Origin of the sequence: Novimethylophilus sp. (genome assembly GCF_036504375.1) — a bacterium.
Taxonomy (GTDB): Bacteria; Pseudomonadota; Gammaproteobacteria; order Burkholderiales; family Methylophilaceae; genus Novimethylophilus.
Genome location: NZ_DASXVH010000065.1, coordinates 1 through 18,224, shown reverse-complemented (window position 1 = coordinate 18,224; position 18,224 = coordinate 1). Strand labels below are relative to the sequence as shown.

At 58.3% G+C, this 18,224-nt stretch carries 15 protein-coding genes, 1 tRNA gene and 2 pseudogenes; 12 read left to right on the top strand and 6 right to left on the bottom strand.

All coding sequences use genetic code 11. The features are described 5' to 3' along the window. Window positions 1-9 precede the first annotated feature (9 nt). Complete coding sequence (locus VGK14_RS10005) at window positions 10-705, top strand: SDR family oxidoreductase (RefSeq protein ID WP_331508928.1); 696 nt, start codon at window positions 10-12, stop codon at window positions 703-705. Between the two features lie 99 nt (window positions 706-804). Here the strand turns inward: VGK14_RS10005 and VGK14_RS10000 are convergent, their stop codons facing one another. The 3 genes from VGK14_RS10000 to VGK14_RS09990 are packed head-to-tail and all read right to left on the bottom strand — an operon-like array spanning window position 805 to window position 6,129. Further along, window positions 805-1,491 carry a FecR family protein gene (locus tag VGK14_RS10000; RefSeq protein WP_331508927.1) on the bottom strand — a complete coding sequence of 229 codons (687 nt, stop codon included), beginning with the start codon at window positions 1,489-1,491 and terminating at the stop codon, window positions 805-807. Window positions 1,492-1,513: 22 nt separating this feature from the next. Then, a complete protein-coding gene (locus tag VGK14_RS09995; RefSeq protein ID WP_331508960.1) occupies window positions 1,514-4,420 on the bottom strand; it encodes a filamentous hemagglutinin N-terminal domain-containing protein in 2,907 nt (968 codons plus the stop codon). Window positions 4,421-4,461: 41 nt separating this feature from the next. Then, window positions 4,462-6,129, bottom strand: coding sequence for a ShlB/FhaC/HecB family hemolysin secretion/activation protein (locus tag VGK14_RS09990; protein ID WP_331508926.1), 1,668 nt, complete (start codon window positions 6,127-6,129; stop codon window positions 4,462-4,464). 297 nt (window positions 6,130-6,426) lie between these two features. Here VGK14_RS09990 and VGK14_RS09985 point away from each other — a divergent pair, with 297 nt between their 5' ends. Genes VGK14_RS09985 through VGK14_RS09970 form a run of 4 tightly spaced genes read left to right on the top strand, consistent with a single transcriptional unit; the run spans window position 6,427 to window position 11,078 of the window. Then, a complete protein-coding gene (locus VGK14_RS09985) occupies window positions 6,427-7,626 on the top strand; it encodes a glycosyltransferase (RefSeq protein WP_331508924.1) in 1,200 nt (399 codons plus the stop codon). Then, the gene (locus tag VGK14_RS09980; protein WP_331508923.1) at window positions 7,616-8,935 is read left to right on the top strand and encodes a replication-associated recombination protein A; all 1,320 of its coding nucleotides are present in this window, start codon (window positions 7,616-7,618) and stop codon (window positions 8,933-8,935) included. Before VGK14_RS09985 ends, VGK14_RS09980 begins: the two co-directional genes overlap by 11 nt. A 14-nt stretch (window positions 8,936-8,949) precedes the next feature. Beyond that, window positions 8,950-10,293 carry a serine--tRNA ligase gene (serS, locus tag VGK14_RS09975; protein WP_331508922.1) on the top strand — a complete coding sequence of 448 codons (1,344 nt, stop codon included), beginning with the start codon at window positions 8,950-8,952 and terminating at the stop codon, window positions 10,291-10,293. A 2-nt stretch (window positions 10,294-10,295) separates the two neighbouring features. Further along, window positions 10,296-11,078, top strand: a complete 783-nt coding sequence (locus tag VGK14_RS09970; RefSeq protein WP_331508921.1) for a potassium channel family protein — start codon at window positions 10,296-10,298, stop codon at window positions 11,076-11,078. Window positions 11,079-11,093: 15 nt separating this feature from the next. On the opposite strand, the gene mltF is transcribed toward VGK14_RS09970, so the two are convergent. Further along, window positions 11,094-12,509: a membrane-bound lytic murein transglycosylase MltF gene (gene mltF / locus VGK14_RS09965; RefSeq protein WP_331508920.1), complete on the bottom strand. Its 1,416-nt coding sequence runs from the start codon at window positions 12,507-12,509 to the stop codon at window positions 11,094-11,096. A gap of 86 nt (window positions 12,510-12,595) precedes the next feature. On the opposite strand from mltF, the gene VGK14_RS09960 reads away from it, so the two are divergent. Further along, window positions 12,596-12,686 (top strand) — tRNA-Ser (locus VGK14_RS09960). Between the two features lie 122 nt (window positions 12,687-12,808). Here the strand turns inward: VGK14_RS09960 and VGK14_RS09955 are convergent. After that, window positions 12,809-12,926: pseudogene (locus tag VGK14_RS09955) on the bottom strand (integrase core domain-containing protein); the annotation flags it as partial. A 369-nt stretch (window positions 12,927-13,295) separates the two neighbouring features. Here VGK14_RS09955 and VGK14_RS09950 point away from each other — a divergent pair. The 6 genes from VGK14_RS09950 (at window position 13,296) to vapC (ending at window position 18,047) form a co-directional block, all read left to right on the top strand. After that, on the top strand, window positions 13,296-14,399 hold the full coding sequence (locus VGK14_RS09950; protein WP_331508919.1) for a hydrogenase small subunit: 1,104 nt from the start codon (window positions 13,296-13,298) through the stop codon (window positions 14,397-14,399). Between the two features lie 2 nt (window positions 14,400-14,401). After that, window positions 14,402-16,201 carry a nickel-dependent hydrogenase large subunit gene (locus VGK14_RS09945; RefSeq protein WP_331508918.1) on the top strand — a complete coding sequence of 600 codons (1,800 nt, stop codon included), beginning with the start codon at window positions 14,402-14,404 and terminating at the stop codon, window positions 16,199-16,201. A gap of 20 nt (window positions 16,202-16,221) precedes the next feature. Continuing rightward, window positions 16,222-16,929, top strand: coding sequence for a Ni/Fe-hydrogenase, b-type cytochrome subunit (gene cybH, locus VGK14_RS09940; protein WP_331508917.1), 708 nt, complete (start codon window positions 16,222-16,224; stop codon window positions 16,927-16,929). A 2-nt stretch (window positions 16,930-16,931) separates the two neighbouring features. Beyond that, window positions 16,932-17,291 (top strand): HigA family addiction module antitoxin, encoded by a 360-nt coding sequence (locus tag VGK14_RS09935; RefSeq protein WP_331508916.1) that lies wholly within the window; start codon window positions 16,932-16,934, stop codon window positions 17,289-17,291. 118 nt (window positions 17,292-17,409) lie between these two features. Further along, window positions 17,410-17,643, top strand: a complete 234-nt coding sequence (gene vapB / locus VGK14_RS09930) for a type II toxin-antitoxin system antitoxin VapB (protein ID WP_331508915.1) — start codon at window positions 17,410-17,412, stop codon at window positions 17,641-17,643. After that, a complete protein-coding gene (gene vapC, locus VGK14_RS09925) occupies window positions 17,640-18,047 on the top strand; it encodes a type II toxin-antitoxin system tRNA(fMet)-specific endonuclease VapC (RefSeq protein ID WP_331508914.1) in 408 nt (135 codons plus the stop codon). Before vapB ends, vapC begins: the two co-directional genes overlap by 4 nt. Window positions 18,048-18,098: 51 nt before the next feature. Here the strand turns inward: vapC and VGK14_RS09920 are convergent. Continuing rightward, window positions 18,099-18,224 (bottom strand): annotated as a pseudogene (locus VGK14_RS09920) (IS1595 family transposase); the annotation flags it as partial.

The following is an 18,224-nucleotide window of genomic DNA, read 5'->3' as shown; positions in this document are numbered from 1 at the left end:
GGAGCATTTATGGATACCCTGCTGATCACAGGCGCCAATCGCGGTCTCGGGCTGGAATTCGTTAAACAATACGCCGCCGCCGGATGGCGCGTGCTGGCTTGCTGCCGAGATCCCGGCCAAGCCCGGGCATTGGGCAAAATCGCAGCCGATTCCCAAGGCCGGGTAATGTCGCATGCGCTGGACATGGCCGATTTTCACGCCATCGACACATTGGCGGAAGAATTGCGCGACATCCCGATAGACCTCATCATCAACAATGCCGGCATCTACCCGGACCGGAACAGCGGCTTCGGGCGTACCGATTACGACGTCTGGGCAAGCGCTTTCCGCGTCAACGCGATGGCGCCGCTCAAGATGGCGGAGGCGTTCATCGGCCACCTGGAACGCGCTAAGGGCAAATCTATCGCCACCGTCGGCAGCAAGATGGGCAGCGTCGCTGACAACACCAGCGGCGGTTGCTACCTGTATCGCTCCAGCAAGGCCGCGGTGAACATCGTCGTCAAAAGCCTGGCGATCGACTTGGCCGGGCGCGGCATCAAGGCGGTGGTGCTGCATCCCGGCTGGGTACAAACCGACATGGGCGGTCCCAATGCGCTGATCACCGCGGAACAGAGCGTGGCCGGCATGTGCAATGTGCTGACGCGGCTGACCGTGGCGGATTCCGGGCGCTTCATCGCCTATGATGGCAAGGATGTGCCCTGGTAATTTATCGCGCTGAAAATAAGAACGCGGCCTGAATTATCGGCCGCGTTCTTATCAGGCTTGCTTCTGCTAGCACATTTGCGCGTCTATTCTCGGTTATTTTTAATTCACGTAACAACCGGCGCCGCCGGTATCGCTTTTACCCTCGCTAGTTCCGCCGTCCGGATGGCCGGTTTCCAGCGGTAGGCCCGGATCTTTTGGCACCAGTATCGGCTGTATGTTGAGGCTGCTGACAAAACCGAACTGGCCGGCGCTGAAGTTCAGTTCGCCGGCATTATTGCGGGCGTTGATGACGCCATTGATCACATTCAGGTGCAGGCCGTCCTGCAGCCTGCCGCCGCAATCGCCCTGGCACATCAGAAGGCGGAAGTGGGTGCCGCGGATGCCAATGGTGGCGGTGGCGGTGTTGAGGCGATAAGCGTCGCGATTGCCGCGCTTGCCAACCAGGCCTGTGATCGTGCGCAGGCCGCCCTTGATCAGGCTGAATACGAAATTGTCTTTGTCGGGCGCGTTTTCATCAAAACCATAAGCGTCGATTTTGAGTTTTGAACTGGGGCTGATGGTGACTTCGCCGCCGTCTGAAAACTTGATGCGCGCATAACTGTCTTTTTCGGTGGAAAGGACATCGCCGGCATCCACCTCGGATTTTTGCGAGAGGATTTTTACCGTTCCGTCGGGCTTCTGAACCGAAAGCGTGCCGCTCAGGTTGGCCACTGTCGCGGCCGCGCCCAGCGCCTCGAACGATAACAAGGCGGCCAGCAGGGCAATGATACGTAGTGTTTTTAGCATGTCCATTCTTCCTGCAAATTGATTAGCTGCACTGTTGCGGCTTGTCTTTTTTATCCTTGGATTCTTTGTCTTTGCTGTTCTCTTCGGAGTTGCCATTGCCATTGTCGTTCTCGCCATTGCCGAAGAAATCGTCTCCCTTCGGGGCATCCACCAGCAAAGTATGTTCAATAAGCGAGGTGGTATTGGTCGACGTCAGCAAGTCCTTGTTGGTGCGGCTGAGCACGCCATTTATGACGCTGGGTCCGCCGTAGGTGACGAAGAAGTTGCCATTCAGTACAGGGGGTGCCCCGGCAACATGGATGTACGAGCCACTGGGGCCGCTGAATGCACTTGCCACGCCGTCCACCAGCCAGCCGTCGCTCGCCAGTAGCGGGAATTTGAAACGGAGCGTGAGCGGGGACGACACATTGATATGGCTATTGTTGTCCAGATGAAGATGCCCGTCGACCGTAAGCAGCATTTCGTGTTGCGCGGAAAGATCGGAGCTATTCAGTCTGAGGTCTCCCAGCACGATGCCGAGCATGCAGCCTCCCAATCCCAGGCAACCGGTTCCGGCAAGATTGGCATTTGCCGACATGGAAGAATTGGTGAGGATAATATCCTTGCCGGAGAAGCCTACGCCATCATAGGCGTTGATACTGGAGTTCTTTAAGGTGACTGTGGCGGTCTTGACGAAACCGAGGAAAGCCGCGGTGTGAGTCTTAATGAATTCCGGATCAAAGTTGAGGCCGATGGCGCCGCTGGATGCATAGACGCTGGCGCTGTCCAGCATCAGGTTCTGGCTGACCAGCAGGGCGCCTTCGGCAGCACCCTTCGCTCCTCCTCCGACGTTAATGGTGGAATTCTGCAGCAGCAAGCTGTTCCAGCCATCCAGCTCTACCCCGCCGTAAGCTTTGAAGGAGGAGCCGCTAGCCGACACGGACATGGCATCTATATTGATCCAGCTTTGATTGATACCGCCTACTGCATTGGTGGACGTCGCATTCAGGGTGGCATTCGTCAGCTTGACGGAAGCGGTCCCCGAAATAAAACTGACGGCTGGGATACTAGGAGCGGCACTGACAGTGATGCCGGGAGCAGGATGGAAAGTGTCCCCGATATCAATGTTTGCCTGGCCGCCTAAACCTGCGGACGATGCAGCGGCAGTGATGGAGCCTTCTACGACAATCGTACCCAAACTATCGATGGCTATGCCTGCGCTACCACTACAAGATATGCTGGTGACAGTACAAGCGCCGGCAGCGCTGGGATTGGTATTGGAACCGCTGGCGGATATCGAGGTATTGCCGATGAGGCTGGTGCTGTTGACACCGAACAGATTGATCCAGGCGCTGCCATTATTACCTGTATTGGCAGTGGCATTAGCCATAATGGAGGCTCCTGTGGTGCTGAAATTCCTGGAGGCATAGCCCCCAATCCAGGCGTCCCCGTTGCTCATCGTGGCCCACAGGCTGTTACCGATGTTGGTGCTGTACCCGTTAATCGAAATGTCGTTGCCGCTGAAAAGCCATATCCAATTGGCTTTAATACCGGCATTTGTCATGGCGATATCTTTGCCGGCGTAAGCGTAAGTCGAGCCGCCACCGTATGAGGCGACATCGATGTAGGAACCGGAGTTGAAAGTGATATTTCTCTGTGCGCTCATGAAGACGTCGAACCGACCGGCCGTAGGCGACGTATTTTTGATCTGGCCATTGGCTGTGAAGATGATGTCCCGATCGGCGTTGAGGCTGAACGACGCCAGGCTGGAGCCGGAATGGCCAATGAAGGCGTCGACGGTAATATCGCCAAGGCCGGGTCTTCCGGTAATGCTGCCATAAGAAACAGTCGATGAAGGACTGCTGGTGCTGATGGAGACACTTGTTCCCGAGTTGAGCGCCGTGCTGATATACGAGGCCTCGATAGTGCCTATGGTGTAATCATAAGGGTCCAGCAGCCAGGTGCCGGGGAGGCCATGAGGATCGAGAGCCTGGGCGCTGATGGAAATATTGTTAATGTCGAGGGTGTGGCCGGAGGTTTCGATAAATCCGCCATTTTTGCCTGAGGCATCGAAGCTGCCTGCATAGGCGCCGGTACCGTCGGCGAATGCCTGGATGCGCCCGCCGTTCGCCGCACTGTCGCCTTTGGCTTCGACCACGCTCGTCGTCGCAGTCTGGATATTTCCCGCCGATTTGAAATAGATTTTCCCTGAAGCATCCTGCACTGCCGCATTGGCCGACACCTTGCCCGAGTTCAGCACCGAGAAAATATTACCGTTGCTCGCCACGGTAACGTCCTGGCTCTTGGCCGAAACCAGCACGCGCACGTCGGGGGTGTCGGGGTCGACCAGTTCCACCGAGTTGCCCGCCGCAAGAACAACTTTGCCGCTGGGGGTAGTGATGATGCCGCTATTTTCGACATTGGGCGCCAGCAGATACACAAAGCCGCCTGCGGGAGTCTTGATTTCGCCGACGTTTTTAACGTCCCCCGGCACTGCACGATCCGCGTTGAAGCGCAGGCGCCCGTTGAGGAAATCCGCATCGGTCATGTTGAGCGTGGAAGCGACCAGCCCGTTGACGTCAATGCGCGAGCCGGCGCCGAACATGATGCCGTTGGGGTTGATGAGGAATACCTTGCCGTTGGATTGCAAGGCGCCGAGGATGCTGGAAGGGTCGCGGCCGGTAACGCGATTCAATACGGCGGAAGCTGCCGACTGTTGCATGAAGCGCACGGTTTCATTGGTATTGATGCTGAAATTTGCCCAGTTGATGATGGCGTTCGGCGTATTGGTCACCGTCATCGTGCTGCCGGATGTGGTGATGCTGGCGCTGCCGCTGGCTACTGCGGCCCCGGTTGGGGCGGCCTGTGCGGTATTGCCGGCGAAGCAGGAAATCACCGCTATCCCGATCAGCTTGCGCTTGAAACTGGTGTTTATGTTTTTCGAGCCCATCATGGTCTCCAGTGGAATGCTTTACCGCTTGAATAATCCGTTTACCAAATCCAGCCCAGGCTGATGTGGCCGAAGGTATCGCCCCGTTCGCGGCTGCCGCCGGTATTGTCTTTTGTAATGTCGCCATCGAGAACGTAGGCATAGTCAAAGCGGGCAACAATATCTTTGCCGTAGTTATAGCGTAAGCCGGCGCCCACGCTGGCAATGGTTTTATTCGAGCCGGTCGCTGTCGGCGTGCCGTCGACGCCGTGGTTGTTGTTGACGTGTCCCTTGTCGAAGAAGACCACGCCGCGCAGGCCGACCTTGTCGCTGATCTTGTTGCCGAAATCCGGGCTGATGGCTTCGATGCTGAAGCGGTAACCCTTGTCGCCTGAAATCACGCTTTCGTGCCAGCCGCGTACCGAGTCCATGCCGCCTATGCGGAACTGTTCGCCGGGGATGAGATGGTCGCCGGTAAGTTGGCCGTTGAGTGCGAGGTGGTATTGCCAAGTTTTGGCGAAAGGATGCGTGTAATCGAAACCGAAGTTGTATTTGGAATAGTCGTCTTCGGCAAGATATGGGGCCCCGGCATAGATATTGGATCCGCCGTGGGCGATCATGTCGGGGAACAGGTTCCAGCTGCCGCCCAGGCTGAAGGATAGTTGCTGATTCTCCTGCTGCCATAGACCGGCATAGATCAGGCTCCACGGCGTGGCGCTGACATGGGGCGTCAGGCCGGTGCCCGCGCCGTTGTTGAGCACGTCGCTGCGGTATGCATGATAGTCGAAAGCGGCGGTGAGCTTGTGCTCGTAGTCCTCGATCTTGGCGAAATTATGGTTGTAATGCGCGCCCATTACCACGCCCTTACCGCTGACGGTAATCGCGCCGCTGGCGATAGTGCCAGTATTGACGTCCGAGTAGCCGGCGATCAGGTCCAGGCTGTCGCCCCATTCGTAAAACGGAATGGTGTAGGCGCCGCCGATAATGTTGACTCTGTGTTCCGCGTTGAAATAGGCGTCGGGAAAGTGCAGGTTGGTAATGTACTGCACCGTGATGCGGTGATCGCGGTTGAACAGGTTGTAGTTCTGATAGCCGAAGCCGACGCGGCTGTGGCCGGTTTCGCGGCTGCCGGTATTATCCAGCGTGAGAAAGGCCTTCCACGGTTTTTCATCGATGACCTTGACGGTGGCGTCGATGGCGGTTTCGTCTTTGTCGTTATCCTTGAACAGAATTGCGGTTTGCTTGCTGGGGTTTTCGTTGGCGATCTTGAGGCTTTTCTGCACCAGCTTGATATTGGGAAGGGTGCCTGGCTTGACGGAAGGCAGGGCGCGCAGGACATTGTCCTTGTCATAGAACTGATTTCCTTCCACGCTGAGGCTGGCGATGCGCTGCTCGACGACGCGCAGACGCACTACGCCCTGGTTGAGTTCCTGCTCGGGCAGCAGTACCTGCACGGAGTTGTAGCCCAGCTTCTGGTAAGCGTTCTGCAAGGCGTCGAGTGCGCGCTGGACATCGCCGAAGTCGCGTGATTTGCCGGTAAATGGGGCAACCAGCTTGCTGACTTCATTCTGCGGCAACAGGCTGTTGCCCTCAACCTTGAAGGCTTGGATGTCGAATTTTGGAGATGGCGGTGCCACCAGGGGTTGATCGTCCGCCATGGCGGCTGTTGCAATGAATAAGCCAGCCAGAATCCCGGCTGTGGCGAGCGCGCGCAAGCAACGGCTAGACATGATCTCGAATTCCCCCTATTTTTATCACTGAATCATGAATTAAATTTTTGCCAAAGTCAATCATGGATTTAAATATCGTCTATAAAAATAGATTATTGGATACAATTAATTACATGATTAACTTGGAGTCATTTGTTATCGATGGGGAAAATGTGCCTGTTGCAGGCCGATAATTTTCCATGCGCTTGACCGGGAAGACAAGGACGGCAAGCAAGACGCGGTCAGCTGGCAGAGAATGGTTTGCTGGTATGATGTATTCGATTTATTTCTATTTTCGCCGGTTTTTTTTGAAAACGCATGAGCCAGATTAGTTTTGCATGGGAACTTGGCACCAATGCCGGCCATGTGGCGCAGATAGCTTTCCCCGCCGAAGGTTTGCTGGCACAGGGCCACCGGGTGGCTTGCGCATTGCGCGACCTGAACGCGGCGAGTGGCTTGCCTGCCGAGTGCTCTCTTTTGCAAGCCCCGGTCTGGCTGCCCGAAGTAAAGGGCTTGCCCGATCCGCCCTTGAATTATGCCGAAATCCTGCTGCGATTCGGCTATCACGACCCCGCCTGCCTTAACCGGATGATCAGTGCATGGCGATCCTTATTCCAATCCATGCGAACGGATGTGATCGTCGCCAACCACGGACCGACCGCGCTGGTGGCGGCGCGCTCGCTGAATATCCCGGCCGTGGTTTTGGGGGAAGGCTTCACCATCCCGCCGGTATGCGCGCCCATGCCCAATATGCGGCCATGGGCGCAGGTGCCGGCAGAGCGGCTGGCCAGTTCCGAAAAGCTGGTGACAGGCAGCATCAATGCGGTTCTTCAAAAATATGCGAGCCGGCCTATCGCAAATCTGGCCGATATTTTTGCCGGCCCCAGGCTGCTGTGTACTTTTCCCGAATTGGATCACTACCGGGAACGCGGCGATCGTTATTACGGCCCTATCGTGCGCAATGAAATCGGCCTGGAAACGGAGTGGCCAGAAGGCAAAGGCAGCCGGGTGCTGGTATACATGCAGCCGGGCCATCGTGATTTGCTGCGGATGCTGGAAATCCTGTCTGCGCTGGATTGCGTGGTGCTGGCAGTGGTGCCGGGGCTGGGCGAGGATGCGCGCAAACGCTTGGAGTCTACGAACTTGCGGATTTCAGCGGACCCTTTGAAGCTGGAGCCGCTGCTTGAAACATGCGACCTGGCGGTCAGCTATGCGGGGCATGGCCTGGTATCCGTCTGCCTGATGGCGGGCGTTCCGCTGTTTTTGTTGCCCACCCAGCTTGAACAATACCTGCTTGCGCTGCGGGTGCAGAATATGGGCGCCGGCATCGCGATCAACCCGGAAGGCGCCCAGCCTTCTTATGTCAATAGCATCAGGCAAATGCTGGCAAGCGACGATTACAAGGCGCGGGCGCGGGAGTTCGCGGACAGACATGCCGGTTTCGATCGGCAGGCCCAGCGCGACGCCCTGTGCACAGCCATTGAGAACGCCATTGAAGGCGCGCCCCGTGGCGGATAAGCCGGGCAATCTGTTCGAGTCCGTAGAGCCGCACGCCCCGCTGGCGGAGCGCTTGCGGCCAAAGACGCTGGACGAAGTCGTCGGGCAGTCGCATCTGCTGGGGCCGGGCAAACCGCTGCGCATGGCGTTCGAGTCCGGGCGGCTGCCGTCGATGATATTGTGGGGGCCGCCGGGCGTCGGCAAGACCACGCTGGCGCGGATGATGGCGCATACGGTGGATGCCGAGTTCATCCCGCTGTCCGCCGTGCTGTCAGGCGTCAAGGACATCCGCGAGGCGGTGGAGCGTGCCCGGCATACCCTGCAGCAGTCCGGGCGCCGCACCATCCTGTTCGTGGACGAGGTCCACCGCTTCAACAAGGCGCAGCAGGACGCATTCCTGCCGTTCGTCGAAAGCGGGTTGCTGACGTTTATCGGCGCCACGACCGAGAACCCGTCGTTCGAAGTCAACAGCGCACTGCTCTCCCGCGCGCAGGTGTTCGTACTGAGCGCGCTTTCCGAGCAGGAGCTGGGCATACTGTTCGAGCGCGCCCTGGAACTGGAATCGGATGGGCTGACGGCCGCCCCCGATGTTTGCGAGCAGATTCTGGCGTATGCCGACGGGGACGCGCGCCGCTTGTTCAATTTCGTCGAGCAGCTGTTCAATGCCGCGCATGCGGCCAGCGTCAACGATATCGATGCCGAATTCCTCAACAGCACGCTGGCCTCCAAGCTGCGCCGCTTCGACAAGGGCGGTGAGGCGTTCTACGACCAGATCTCGGCGCTGCACAAGTCGGTGCGCGGTTCCAACCCGGATGCTGCGCTCTACTGGTTTTTGCGCATGCTGGACGGCGGAGCAGATCCACTATACCTGGGGCGCCGCATCGTGCGTATGGCGACAGAAGATATCGGACTGGCCGACCCGCGCGCGCAGACGATGGCGTTGGAGGCCTGTCAAATCTACGAGCGCCTGGGCCCGCCCGAAGGCGAACTGGCGCTGTCCAACGCGGTGATCTATCTCGCGGTCGCAGCCAAGAGCAACGCCGCCTATATGGCCTATAACAAGATGAAGGCTTTTGTCGGGCAGGACAAATCGCGCTCCGTGCCGCTGCATTTGAGAAACGCGCCCACCAAGCTGATGAAGGAGCTGGGCTACGGCAAGACGTATCGTTATGCCCATGACGAACCGGAGGCCTATGCCGCCGGCGAGCAGTATTTTCCCGACGATATGCAGCCGATGCGCTGCTACGAACCCACGCCGCGAGGTCTGGAAGGTAAAATAGGCGAAAAGCTGGCGCATTTGCGCGAGCTGGATAGAAAAGCCAAAAGATAACCACGGAGTCTGAATTGCTCGATATTCAATTACTGAGAAACGATCTCGACGGCGTCGCCGAACGCCTGGCAATGCGCGGCTACGCCCTGGATGCGGCGCAATTTTCTGCGCTGGAAGCCGAACGCAAGGCGGTGCAGACCCACACCCAGGAGTTGCAGGCCAAGCGCAACGCGACCTCCAGGCAGATCGGCATCGCCAAATCGAAAGGCGAGGATGTTTCCGCCATCCTGGCCGAAGTCGCGACCTTGGGCGACGAGTTGAAGGCCGCCGAGGAAAAGCTGGCGGTGGTTCAGGCGCAGATGCAGGATTTCCTGCTGACTATCCCCAACCTGCCGCATGAAAGCGTGCCGCTGGGCGAATCCGAAGCCGACAACGTGGAAGTGCGCCGCATCGGCGCTCCGCGCAGCTTCGATTTCGAGGTTAAGGATCACGTGGACGTAGGCGCACCGCTGGGGCTGGATTTCGACATCGGCGCCAAGCTTGCCGGCGCGCGCTTCACCTTCATGAAAGGCCAGATTGCCAGATTGCACCGGGCGCTTGCCCAGTTCATGCTGGACATGCAGACCGAAAAGCATGGCTATATCGAGTGCTATACGCCCTATTTAGTGAACGAGGAAACACTAATTGGTACAGGGCAGTTACCTAAGTTCGAGAATGATCTTTTTATGGTGACTCGTGCAGAGTTACTATATTCAGAAATCTTTGCAGATGGTTTTACCAAAGAAGATATAAGAAATAATTTTTATAAAATTAGTAAAAGCTATCTTATCCCTACTTCCGAAGTCACGCTCACCAACACCGTGCGCGATGAAATCGTGGCGGCGGAAGATCTGCCGATCAAGCTCACCGCGCACACGCCTTGTTTCCGTTCCGAAGCCGGTTCCTACGGCCGCGACACGCGCGGCATGATACGCCAGCACCAGTTCGACAAGGTGGAGATGGTGCAGATCGTCCATCCCGAGAAAAGCTACGACGCGCTGGAGGAAATGCTCGGCCATGCCGAGGCGATACTGAAAAAACTCGAATTGCCGTACCGCGTGATGGCCCTGTGCACCCGCGACATGGGGTTCGGCGCGGCCAAGACCTACGATCTTGAGGTGTGGCTGCCGGCGCAGAACGCTTACCGTGAAATCTCTTCGGTTTCCAATTGCGAGGCGTTCCAGGCGCGCCGCATGCAGGCGCGTTTCCGCGGCGACAAGAAGCCGGAACTGGTGCATACGCTGAACGGTTCCGGCCTGGCGGTAGGGCGCACGCTGGTGGCGGTGCTCGAAAACTATCAGAATGCCGACGGCAGCGTCACCGTGCCGGCGGCATTGCGGCCTTATATGGGCGGCGCAGAAAAACTCATCGCGGCCTAGCAATGGCGGTCAACGTTACCAGGCTGCTTGGGGTTACCGGGGTCGACCCCGCCGAACACGGCAAGGCGCGGGTGTGGGCGCAGCGCCTGGAATGGCCGATCCTGCTGGTCGCGCTGTGGATTCCCGTGCAATGGTATCTGGAAGAAACCGGTGCGGTGAGCCTTGCGGTGTCGCGCTATTTCGATTGGGGCATCTGGGCGGTGTTTCTGTTCGAGACCGTGCTGCTGACGTCGCTGGTGCGCGACAAGAAACGCTATCTCGTCAACAACTGGATGAACCTGGTGATTATTCTCGGCGGTTTGCCGATCGAGTGGCAATTCACGCCGCTGATAGGCGCATTGCGCAATCTGCGGCTGCTGCTGATGATGTTCATCCTGATGCGGATTTCGCGGCGGCTACGCGAATTCCTGGCGCGCGGCCGGGTGGGGACGATACTCGCCATCGCCGCGATCGTGGTGGTGCTGTCGGGCATCATCGTCACTCGCCTGGACCCCTCGATGGGAACGGTATGGGACGGCATGTGGTATGCGTGGGTGACCATGTCTCATACCGGCTACGGCGATATCGTGCCGAAAGCGCCGGCCGCGCGTATATTCGGCGGCCTGCTGATCCTGCTCGGCATCGTGCTGGTGACGGTGCTTACCGCGAGCCTGTCGGTATTCCTGATCGGCTCGGAAGTGGACAAGGTGGAAAAAGAGGAACTGAAGGCCGATGCCATCCTCAAGAACATCCTCGACCGTCTGGATCGCATCGAGCGCAAGCTGGAACAGCACAAGCCGGAATGACGCAGGCCATAACGTTCAGGGAAAGGCCGTCATCCTGGCCTGGTACCACGCCACATTGAATGCCGGCAGCACCGGCGTGTGCTTCTGTTCGTACTTCTCCAGTATCTTGTAGTAAGTGCGTACCGACTCCACGAACACCACCGGCGCACCGCCGCGCGCAAAGCCGAATTTCAGCGAGGAATAATATTCCGCCTTGTTCAGCAACGGCAGCGTTTTCTTGACGTCGGCCCAGGCGTCGGGATTGAGCTTGAGGCGCTGAGCCAGCACCCGCGCGTCCTCCAGATGGGCTACGCCGATGTTGTAGGCGGCCAGCGCGAGCCAGGTACGGTCCGGCTCCGGGATGCGCAGCGGGATGTTGTCCTTCATCAGCAGCAGATAGCGCGCGCCCGCCGGAATGCTTTGCTTGGGGTCCAGCCGATCGCTGACGCCCAGCCGGTCGGCGGTATCTTCGGTCAGCATCATCAGGCCGCGCACATTGGTGGGCGAGGTGTTGAAGGTATCCCAGTGCGATTCCTGGTAGCTAATCGCCGCCAGCAACCGCCAATCGACGTTGCTCATTTCCTGCGCCTGCCTGAACAAGGAGACATAGCGCGGCAGGACGGTACGGGCGCGGATGAGAAAGTTGGTTACATCCATCGCGTTCAGCCGTTCGGAATGGCCGTAATAGCGATCGAGCAAATTGCGCAGCGTGCCGTCTTTCCGGATGCGCGCAAAAAATGTCTGGGCCTTTTGATATAGCCACTCCTCGCCGCTCTTGGGGAAAGCCCAGGCGAGCTCTTCCGGCAAGCCGAAGTCGAAACCGACCTCAAGATTGGGGTAATAATTCTGCACCATCGCCACCAGTTGGGAAGTGGCGATGGTAGCATCCAGCGTGCCGTCAGCTACCTTTTCCAGCAGTTCGTCGGTGCCGGCGCCGCGGATTTCGTTCCAGCGCAATCCTGGCAGCTGGGCGGCAATTTCTGCGAGATGTTCGGCTTCGCTGCTGCCTGAAGGAACTTCGAAGCGCTTGCCGACCAGATCGCTGACTTTTTCCAAACCGTCGGTTTTCTCGCGATTGACGACGACCTGAGGCTGCACGCGTTGGTAGGCGGGGCCGAAGCGTACCAGATGGCTGCGCAGCCGGGTCATGCCGAGTCCGGCTGCCGCCAGGTGCGCCTTGCCCTTGAGCAGGGCCGGAACCACTTCATCCACGCCCCCCACCACGAGGAATTTCACTTTCACATCCGGCCCGAGCTCCTGTGCGAACATCCGTACCAGATCGTATTCAAGCCCGGCAAATTCATTGTTGCCGTTCACATAATAAGTAGCGGGGTTGTTGTAGGTGACTATCACCAGTTCGCGGCTCTGCTGCACCGGCGGAAGCGGCTTGCTAGCTTGCTTGCAGCCGGCCAGCAGCGAGCCGAAAACGAGAACGAGCAGAATGCGTATCATCCCGAGAGTTTCCCCAAGTTGGCGAGCTTTGTCCAGCAGAGGCAGGTGCGGGGCGCCAAGGGTCGTGCTAAAATGCGGCCCGCAGCGGAGAGGTGGCAGAGTGGTCGAATGCGCCGGACTCGAAATCCGGTATACGGTAACCCCGTATCGTGGGTTCAAATCCCACCCTCTCCGCCAAAGAAGCGGCTTGCAGCGATGTCGGCCGTTTTTCATTTTACAGGCTAGCCCTACTGGCCGCAAAACCAAGATGCGCGGCAGCACTCGCCAAGCTATCCGGTGCAAGGTGAGCATATCTGTAGTCAACTGCCATGCGGCCTGACTTCGTTATAGTCTTGCCTCCATTCCGCGATCGTGCTCCTGGCCTGTGACAGCGTTTCAAACCAGTGTGCGTTGAGACACTCATCCCGGATTTGCCCTCTCTATATAGCCGTTCTGCATCGGCCTTCCGGGCTCGATCAGGATGTGGCGAATGCCATGACTCAGAACCCATGCCGTGAAGGCCCGGTAAATTCTGGGCCATTGTCCTTCATAGCCGACTGTTCCTGCGTTCTGTGTGCCACCTGCTTTTCAGGCGGTAACTTGCTTTCCATTTTTAGCTGGTAAAGCAGTTTCCGGTTGTCACGTCCTTTCCCGTACCTCATCTTCACTTTCTCCGTATTTAATTGATTTATAAAATATTTCTCTCCACACCGGTAGGTGGCACGGAAGTTGTAATAACCATGAGAAATTCATGGCGGACGCATGTCCACCGGAATCACAATTATGGTGATGAGAGGAGAGGCTGCAATGTCGATCGAAACATTTTATGAGGTGATGCGGCGACAGGGGATCACGCGTCGCAGTTTCCTGAAGTTCTGCAGCTTGACCGCTGCTTCATTGGGCTTGGGGCCGACCTTTGCCCCCAGAATCGCCCAGGCAATGGAAAGCAAGCCGCGCACACCGGTGATCTGGCTGCACGGTCTGGAATGCACCTGCTGTTCCGAGTCGTTCATCCGCTCGGCGCATCCGCTGGCCAAGGACGTGGTGCTGTCCATGCTTTCCCTGGATTACGACGATACGCTGATGGCGGCTGCCGGGCATCAGGCCGAGGCTGTCATCGACGAGATCAAGAAAAAGTACAAAGGCAACTACATCCTGGCGGTAGAAGGCAATCCGCCGCTGAATGAAGACGGCATGTACTGCATCCACGGCGGCCGCCCGTTCGTGGAAGTGCTGAAGGAAACCGCCGCCGATGCCAAGGCCATCATCTCCTGGGGCGCCTGCGCTTCCTGGGGCTGCGTGCAGGCGGCCAAGCCCAATCCGACGCAGGCCACGCCGGTGCACAAGGTCATCACCGATAAACCCATCATCAAGGTGCCGGGCTGTCCCCCGATTGCTGAAGTCATGACGGGCGTGGTGACCTACATGCTGACTTTCGACCGCATTCCCGAACTGGATCGCCAGGGTCGCCCCAAGATGTTCTACGGCCAGCGCATTCACGACAAGTGCTATCGCCGTCCGCACTTCGACGGCGGCCAGTTTGTCGAGGAGTGGGACGACGAGGCCGCGCGCAAGGGTTTCTGCCTGTACAAGATGGGCTGCAAGGGGCCAACCACCTACAACGCCTGTTCCACCACGCGCTGGAACGGTGGCGTGTCTTTCCCTATTCAATCGGGCCACGGCTGTATCGGCTGTTCGGAAGAAGGCTTCTGGGACAAGGGCGGGTTCTACAACCGCGTGACCAATATCAATCAGTTCGGCATTGAAGCCAATGCCGACAAGGTGGGCGGTACGGTAGCCGGCATTGCCGGCGTCGCGGTGACAGCCCATGCCGCAGCCAGTGCGCTGAGCCGCGCTCGTGGCGGCAAGAACGATCAGGACCAGGGTGATCAGAACAAGGGAGGTAAATAATCATGGCAGCCTATGAAACCCAGGGCTTCAAGATGGACAACAGCGGCAAGCGCGTGGTCGTTGACCCGGTGTGCCGCATCGAAGGCCACCTGCGCGTCGAGGTCAACCTCGATGCCAAGAACGTCATCACCAACGCCGTTTCCACCGGCACCATGTGGCGCGGGCTGGAAGTGATCCTGAAAGGCCGCGACCCGCGCGATGCATGGGCCTTCACCGAGCGCATCTGCGGTGTCTGCACCGGCACCCACGCGCTGACTTCGGTGCGCGCGGTGGAAGACGCGCTGGGCATCATGATTCCGGAAAACGCCAACACCATCCGCAACATCATGCAGTTGAACCTGTACGTGCACGACCATCTGGTGCACTTCTATCACCTGCACGCGCTGGACTGGGTGGATGTGGTGAGCGCGCTGTCGGCCGACCCCAAGAAGACCTCGGAACTGGCGCAGAGCATTTCCGACTGGCCGCTGTCGTCACCCGGCTATTTCCGCGACGTGCAGAATCGCCTGAAGAAATTCGTCGAGTCCGGCCAGCTGGGGCCGTTCATGAACGGCTACTGGGGCAACCCGGCCTACAAGCTGCCGCCGGAAGCCAACCTGATGGCGGTCACGCACTACCTGGAAGCGCTGGATTTCCAGAAGGAAATCGTCAAGGTGCACACCATTTTCGGCGGCAAGAATCCGCACCCGAACTGGCTGGTGGGCGGCGTGCCGTGCGCCATCAACGTAAACGACGTTGGCGCGGTGGGCGCGATCAACATGGAGCGCCTCAACCTGGTGAAGAGCATCATCGACCGCTCCAGGGAATTCGTGGAAAAGGTCTACATCCCCGACCTGCTGGCCATTGCCTCGTTCTACAAGGGATGGCTGTACGGCGGCGGCCTGTCGGGCAAGAACATGTTGTCCTATGGCGACATCCCGCAGAGAGCTAACGACTATACCGCGGCCAACCTGTTGTTCCCGCGTGGCGCCATTATCAACGGCGATCTTTCCAAGGTGCACGAGGTCGATCTGAGAGATCCGGAACAGGTGCAGGAATTCGTCACCCATTCCTGGTACAAGTACCCGGACGAAACCAAGGGTCTGCATCCGTGGGACGGTATCACCGAGCCGTACTATCACCCGGAAGGCCCAAATTTCAAGGGTACGCGCACCAAGATCGAAGCGCTGGACGAATCGGCCAAGTACTCCTGGATCAAGGCGCCGCGCTGGCGCGGCAACGCCATGGAAGTCGGGCCGCTGTCACGCATGGTGCTGGGCTATGTGCAGCCCAAGCAGTTCCCGTTCATCAAGGACACCATCGACAGCGTGCTGCACAAGCTGGACGTGCCGGTGACGGCGCTGTTCTCCACGCTGGGACGTACCGCCGCACGCGGCATTGAGACGCTGTACTGTGCACAGTTGCAATCGGAGCAGTTCGACAAGCTGATGGCTAACCTCAAGGCCGGCGATACCGCTACCGCCAACGTCGAGAAATGGGACCCGGCCAACTGGCCCAAGGAGGCCAAGGGCGTCGGTTTCACCGAAGCGCCGCGCGGCGCGCTGGGGCACTGGGTGAAGATCAAGGATACCCGGATCGACAACTACCAGTGCGTGGTGCCCACTACCTGGAACGGCGGCCCGCGCGACCCCAAGGGCCAGATCGGTGCTTTTGAAGCCAGCCTGATGAACACCCCGCTGGCCAAGGCGGACCAGCCGCTGGAAATTCTGCGCACCCTGCACAGCTTCGACCCCTGCCTGGCATGTTCCACCCATGTCATGAGCCCGGACGGGGAAGAACTGAGCAAGGTCACGGTACGCTAACGCGGGACAAGGAGACTGCCATGTCTGTCGAACTGGATATCAACAGCGAAGAAGAAGCCACCGCCGCAGGGAAAACGGTATATGTCTACGAAGCCCCGGTGCGGCTATGGCACTGGCTGAACGCGCTCAGCATCGTGGTGCTGGCAGTGACCGGCTATCTCATCGCCAGCCCCTTGCCCAGCGTGTCCGGCGAGGCGAGCGATAACTTCCTGATGGGATACATCCGCTTTACCCACTTTGCCGCCGCCTACATTTTCGCCATCGGTTTCCTGGCGCGCCTGTACTGGGCGCTGGTGGGCAACCACCATGCGCAACAGCTATTCAGGCTGCCGGTTACCGACGGAAAATGGTGGGCCGGGATGCTGCACGAATTGCGCTGGTATTTGTTCCTGGCGAAGCAGCCGAAAAAATACGCCGGGCACAATCCGCTGGCGCATTTCATCATGTTCCTCTCCATCACGGTGGGCGGCGTATTCATGATCGCCACCGGCTTCGCCCTGTACGGCGAAGGCGCGCAGGAAGGCCACTGGGCGCATAGCCTGTTCACCAGCTGGGTGATCCCGCTGTTCGGCCAGAGCCAGGATGTGCATAGCTGGCATCATCTGGTGGCGTGGGGGATCGTGGCGTTCGCCATCGTCCATGTCTATGCGGCATTGCGCGAGGAAGTGATGTCGCGCCAGACCATGATCAGCGCCATGATCAGCGGTTCGCGCACGTTCAGGAAATAGCGGTGTCGGGAGCGCGCCATGACGCGGGTAAACGCCCGCGTTTTTTTTGGTCGGCGCGGCGTACGCCGACCCACCCCGGCAATTTCCTCGAAACCCGCTACCTGCGCCCCGGCGGAATTTCCCAGGAAAAACTGGCGAAAGCGCTGGGCATCTCGCGCCGGCGAGTCAACGAACTGGTGTGCGGCAAGCGTTCCATCACGCCCGATACGGCGGTGCGGCTGGCGCACTTCTTCGGCACCGACGTCGCCTTCTGGCTGCAACTGCAGTTCGCTTGGGATCTGCACCAGGCACGGCGGCTGTATTATGAGAGAGGTAATGCGGAACGCGCCGGCCCGGATGGTGTGCTCTCCGAAGGGGGATAGCAGGTAACGGGTGGCGGGTTCGAGCCCGTAAAGTGCCAGGTAATCTATGTTGGACTTTTTCGCTTGACACCAGACTTTATAAGTATATATTTATATAATATATTTTCAGGGGTCAAGAATGAAAACTGCCAAATTATTCCGCAACGGGCAAAGCCAGGCTGTACGGCTGCCCAAGGAATTCCGTTTCGAGGGCGAGGAGGTCTTTATCAAAAAGGCCGGGAACACTGTCGTCCTGATCCCTACCGCCCACTCCTGGGATGCACTACTGGGCAGCCTGAGCAAATTCAGCGCCGACTACATGGATGACCGCAACCAGCCGGAGCAACAAGTGCGCGAGGACTTGTTTGCATGAAGCTGATGCTGGACACCAACACCTGCATCGCCATCATCAAGCGCAAGCCGGTTCAGGTTCTGCAAAAGTTCAATGAGTATCAAGTCGGCGACATCGGCGTTTCTTCCGTCACGCTGGCGGAATTGCGCTACGGCGTTGCCAAAAGCCAGCATCAGGCAAAAAATCAAGCCGCGCTGGATGAGTTCATGCTACCGCTCGAAGTCGCCCCGTTCGACGAGTCGGCAACGGCGGCCTATGGTGCAGTGCGGGCCTTGCTGGAAAAGCAGGGCACCCCCATTGGCCCGCTGGACACCATGATAGGTGCGCATGCCTTGAGTCTTGGTGTGACGCTGGTCACGAACAATATGAGGGAGTTTAACCGCGTAGGTGGACTGGTCGTTGTTGACTGGGTTAATAACCACTAGGGTGTATCAATTGAGTCTGACCCTATATAATTTGTATTGGGTCTTAGGAAGCTAAAGCGGATTTATTCGTAAGAGTTTGAGTACTTCAAGGTAAAGATTATCACGGCGATGGTTGAATCGAAATTCAGTCTCTTTCAGGTGCAGGTAAAACGTGTGCTTAGCCACGCCGTTAAACTT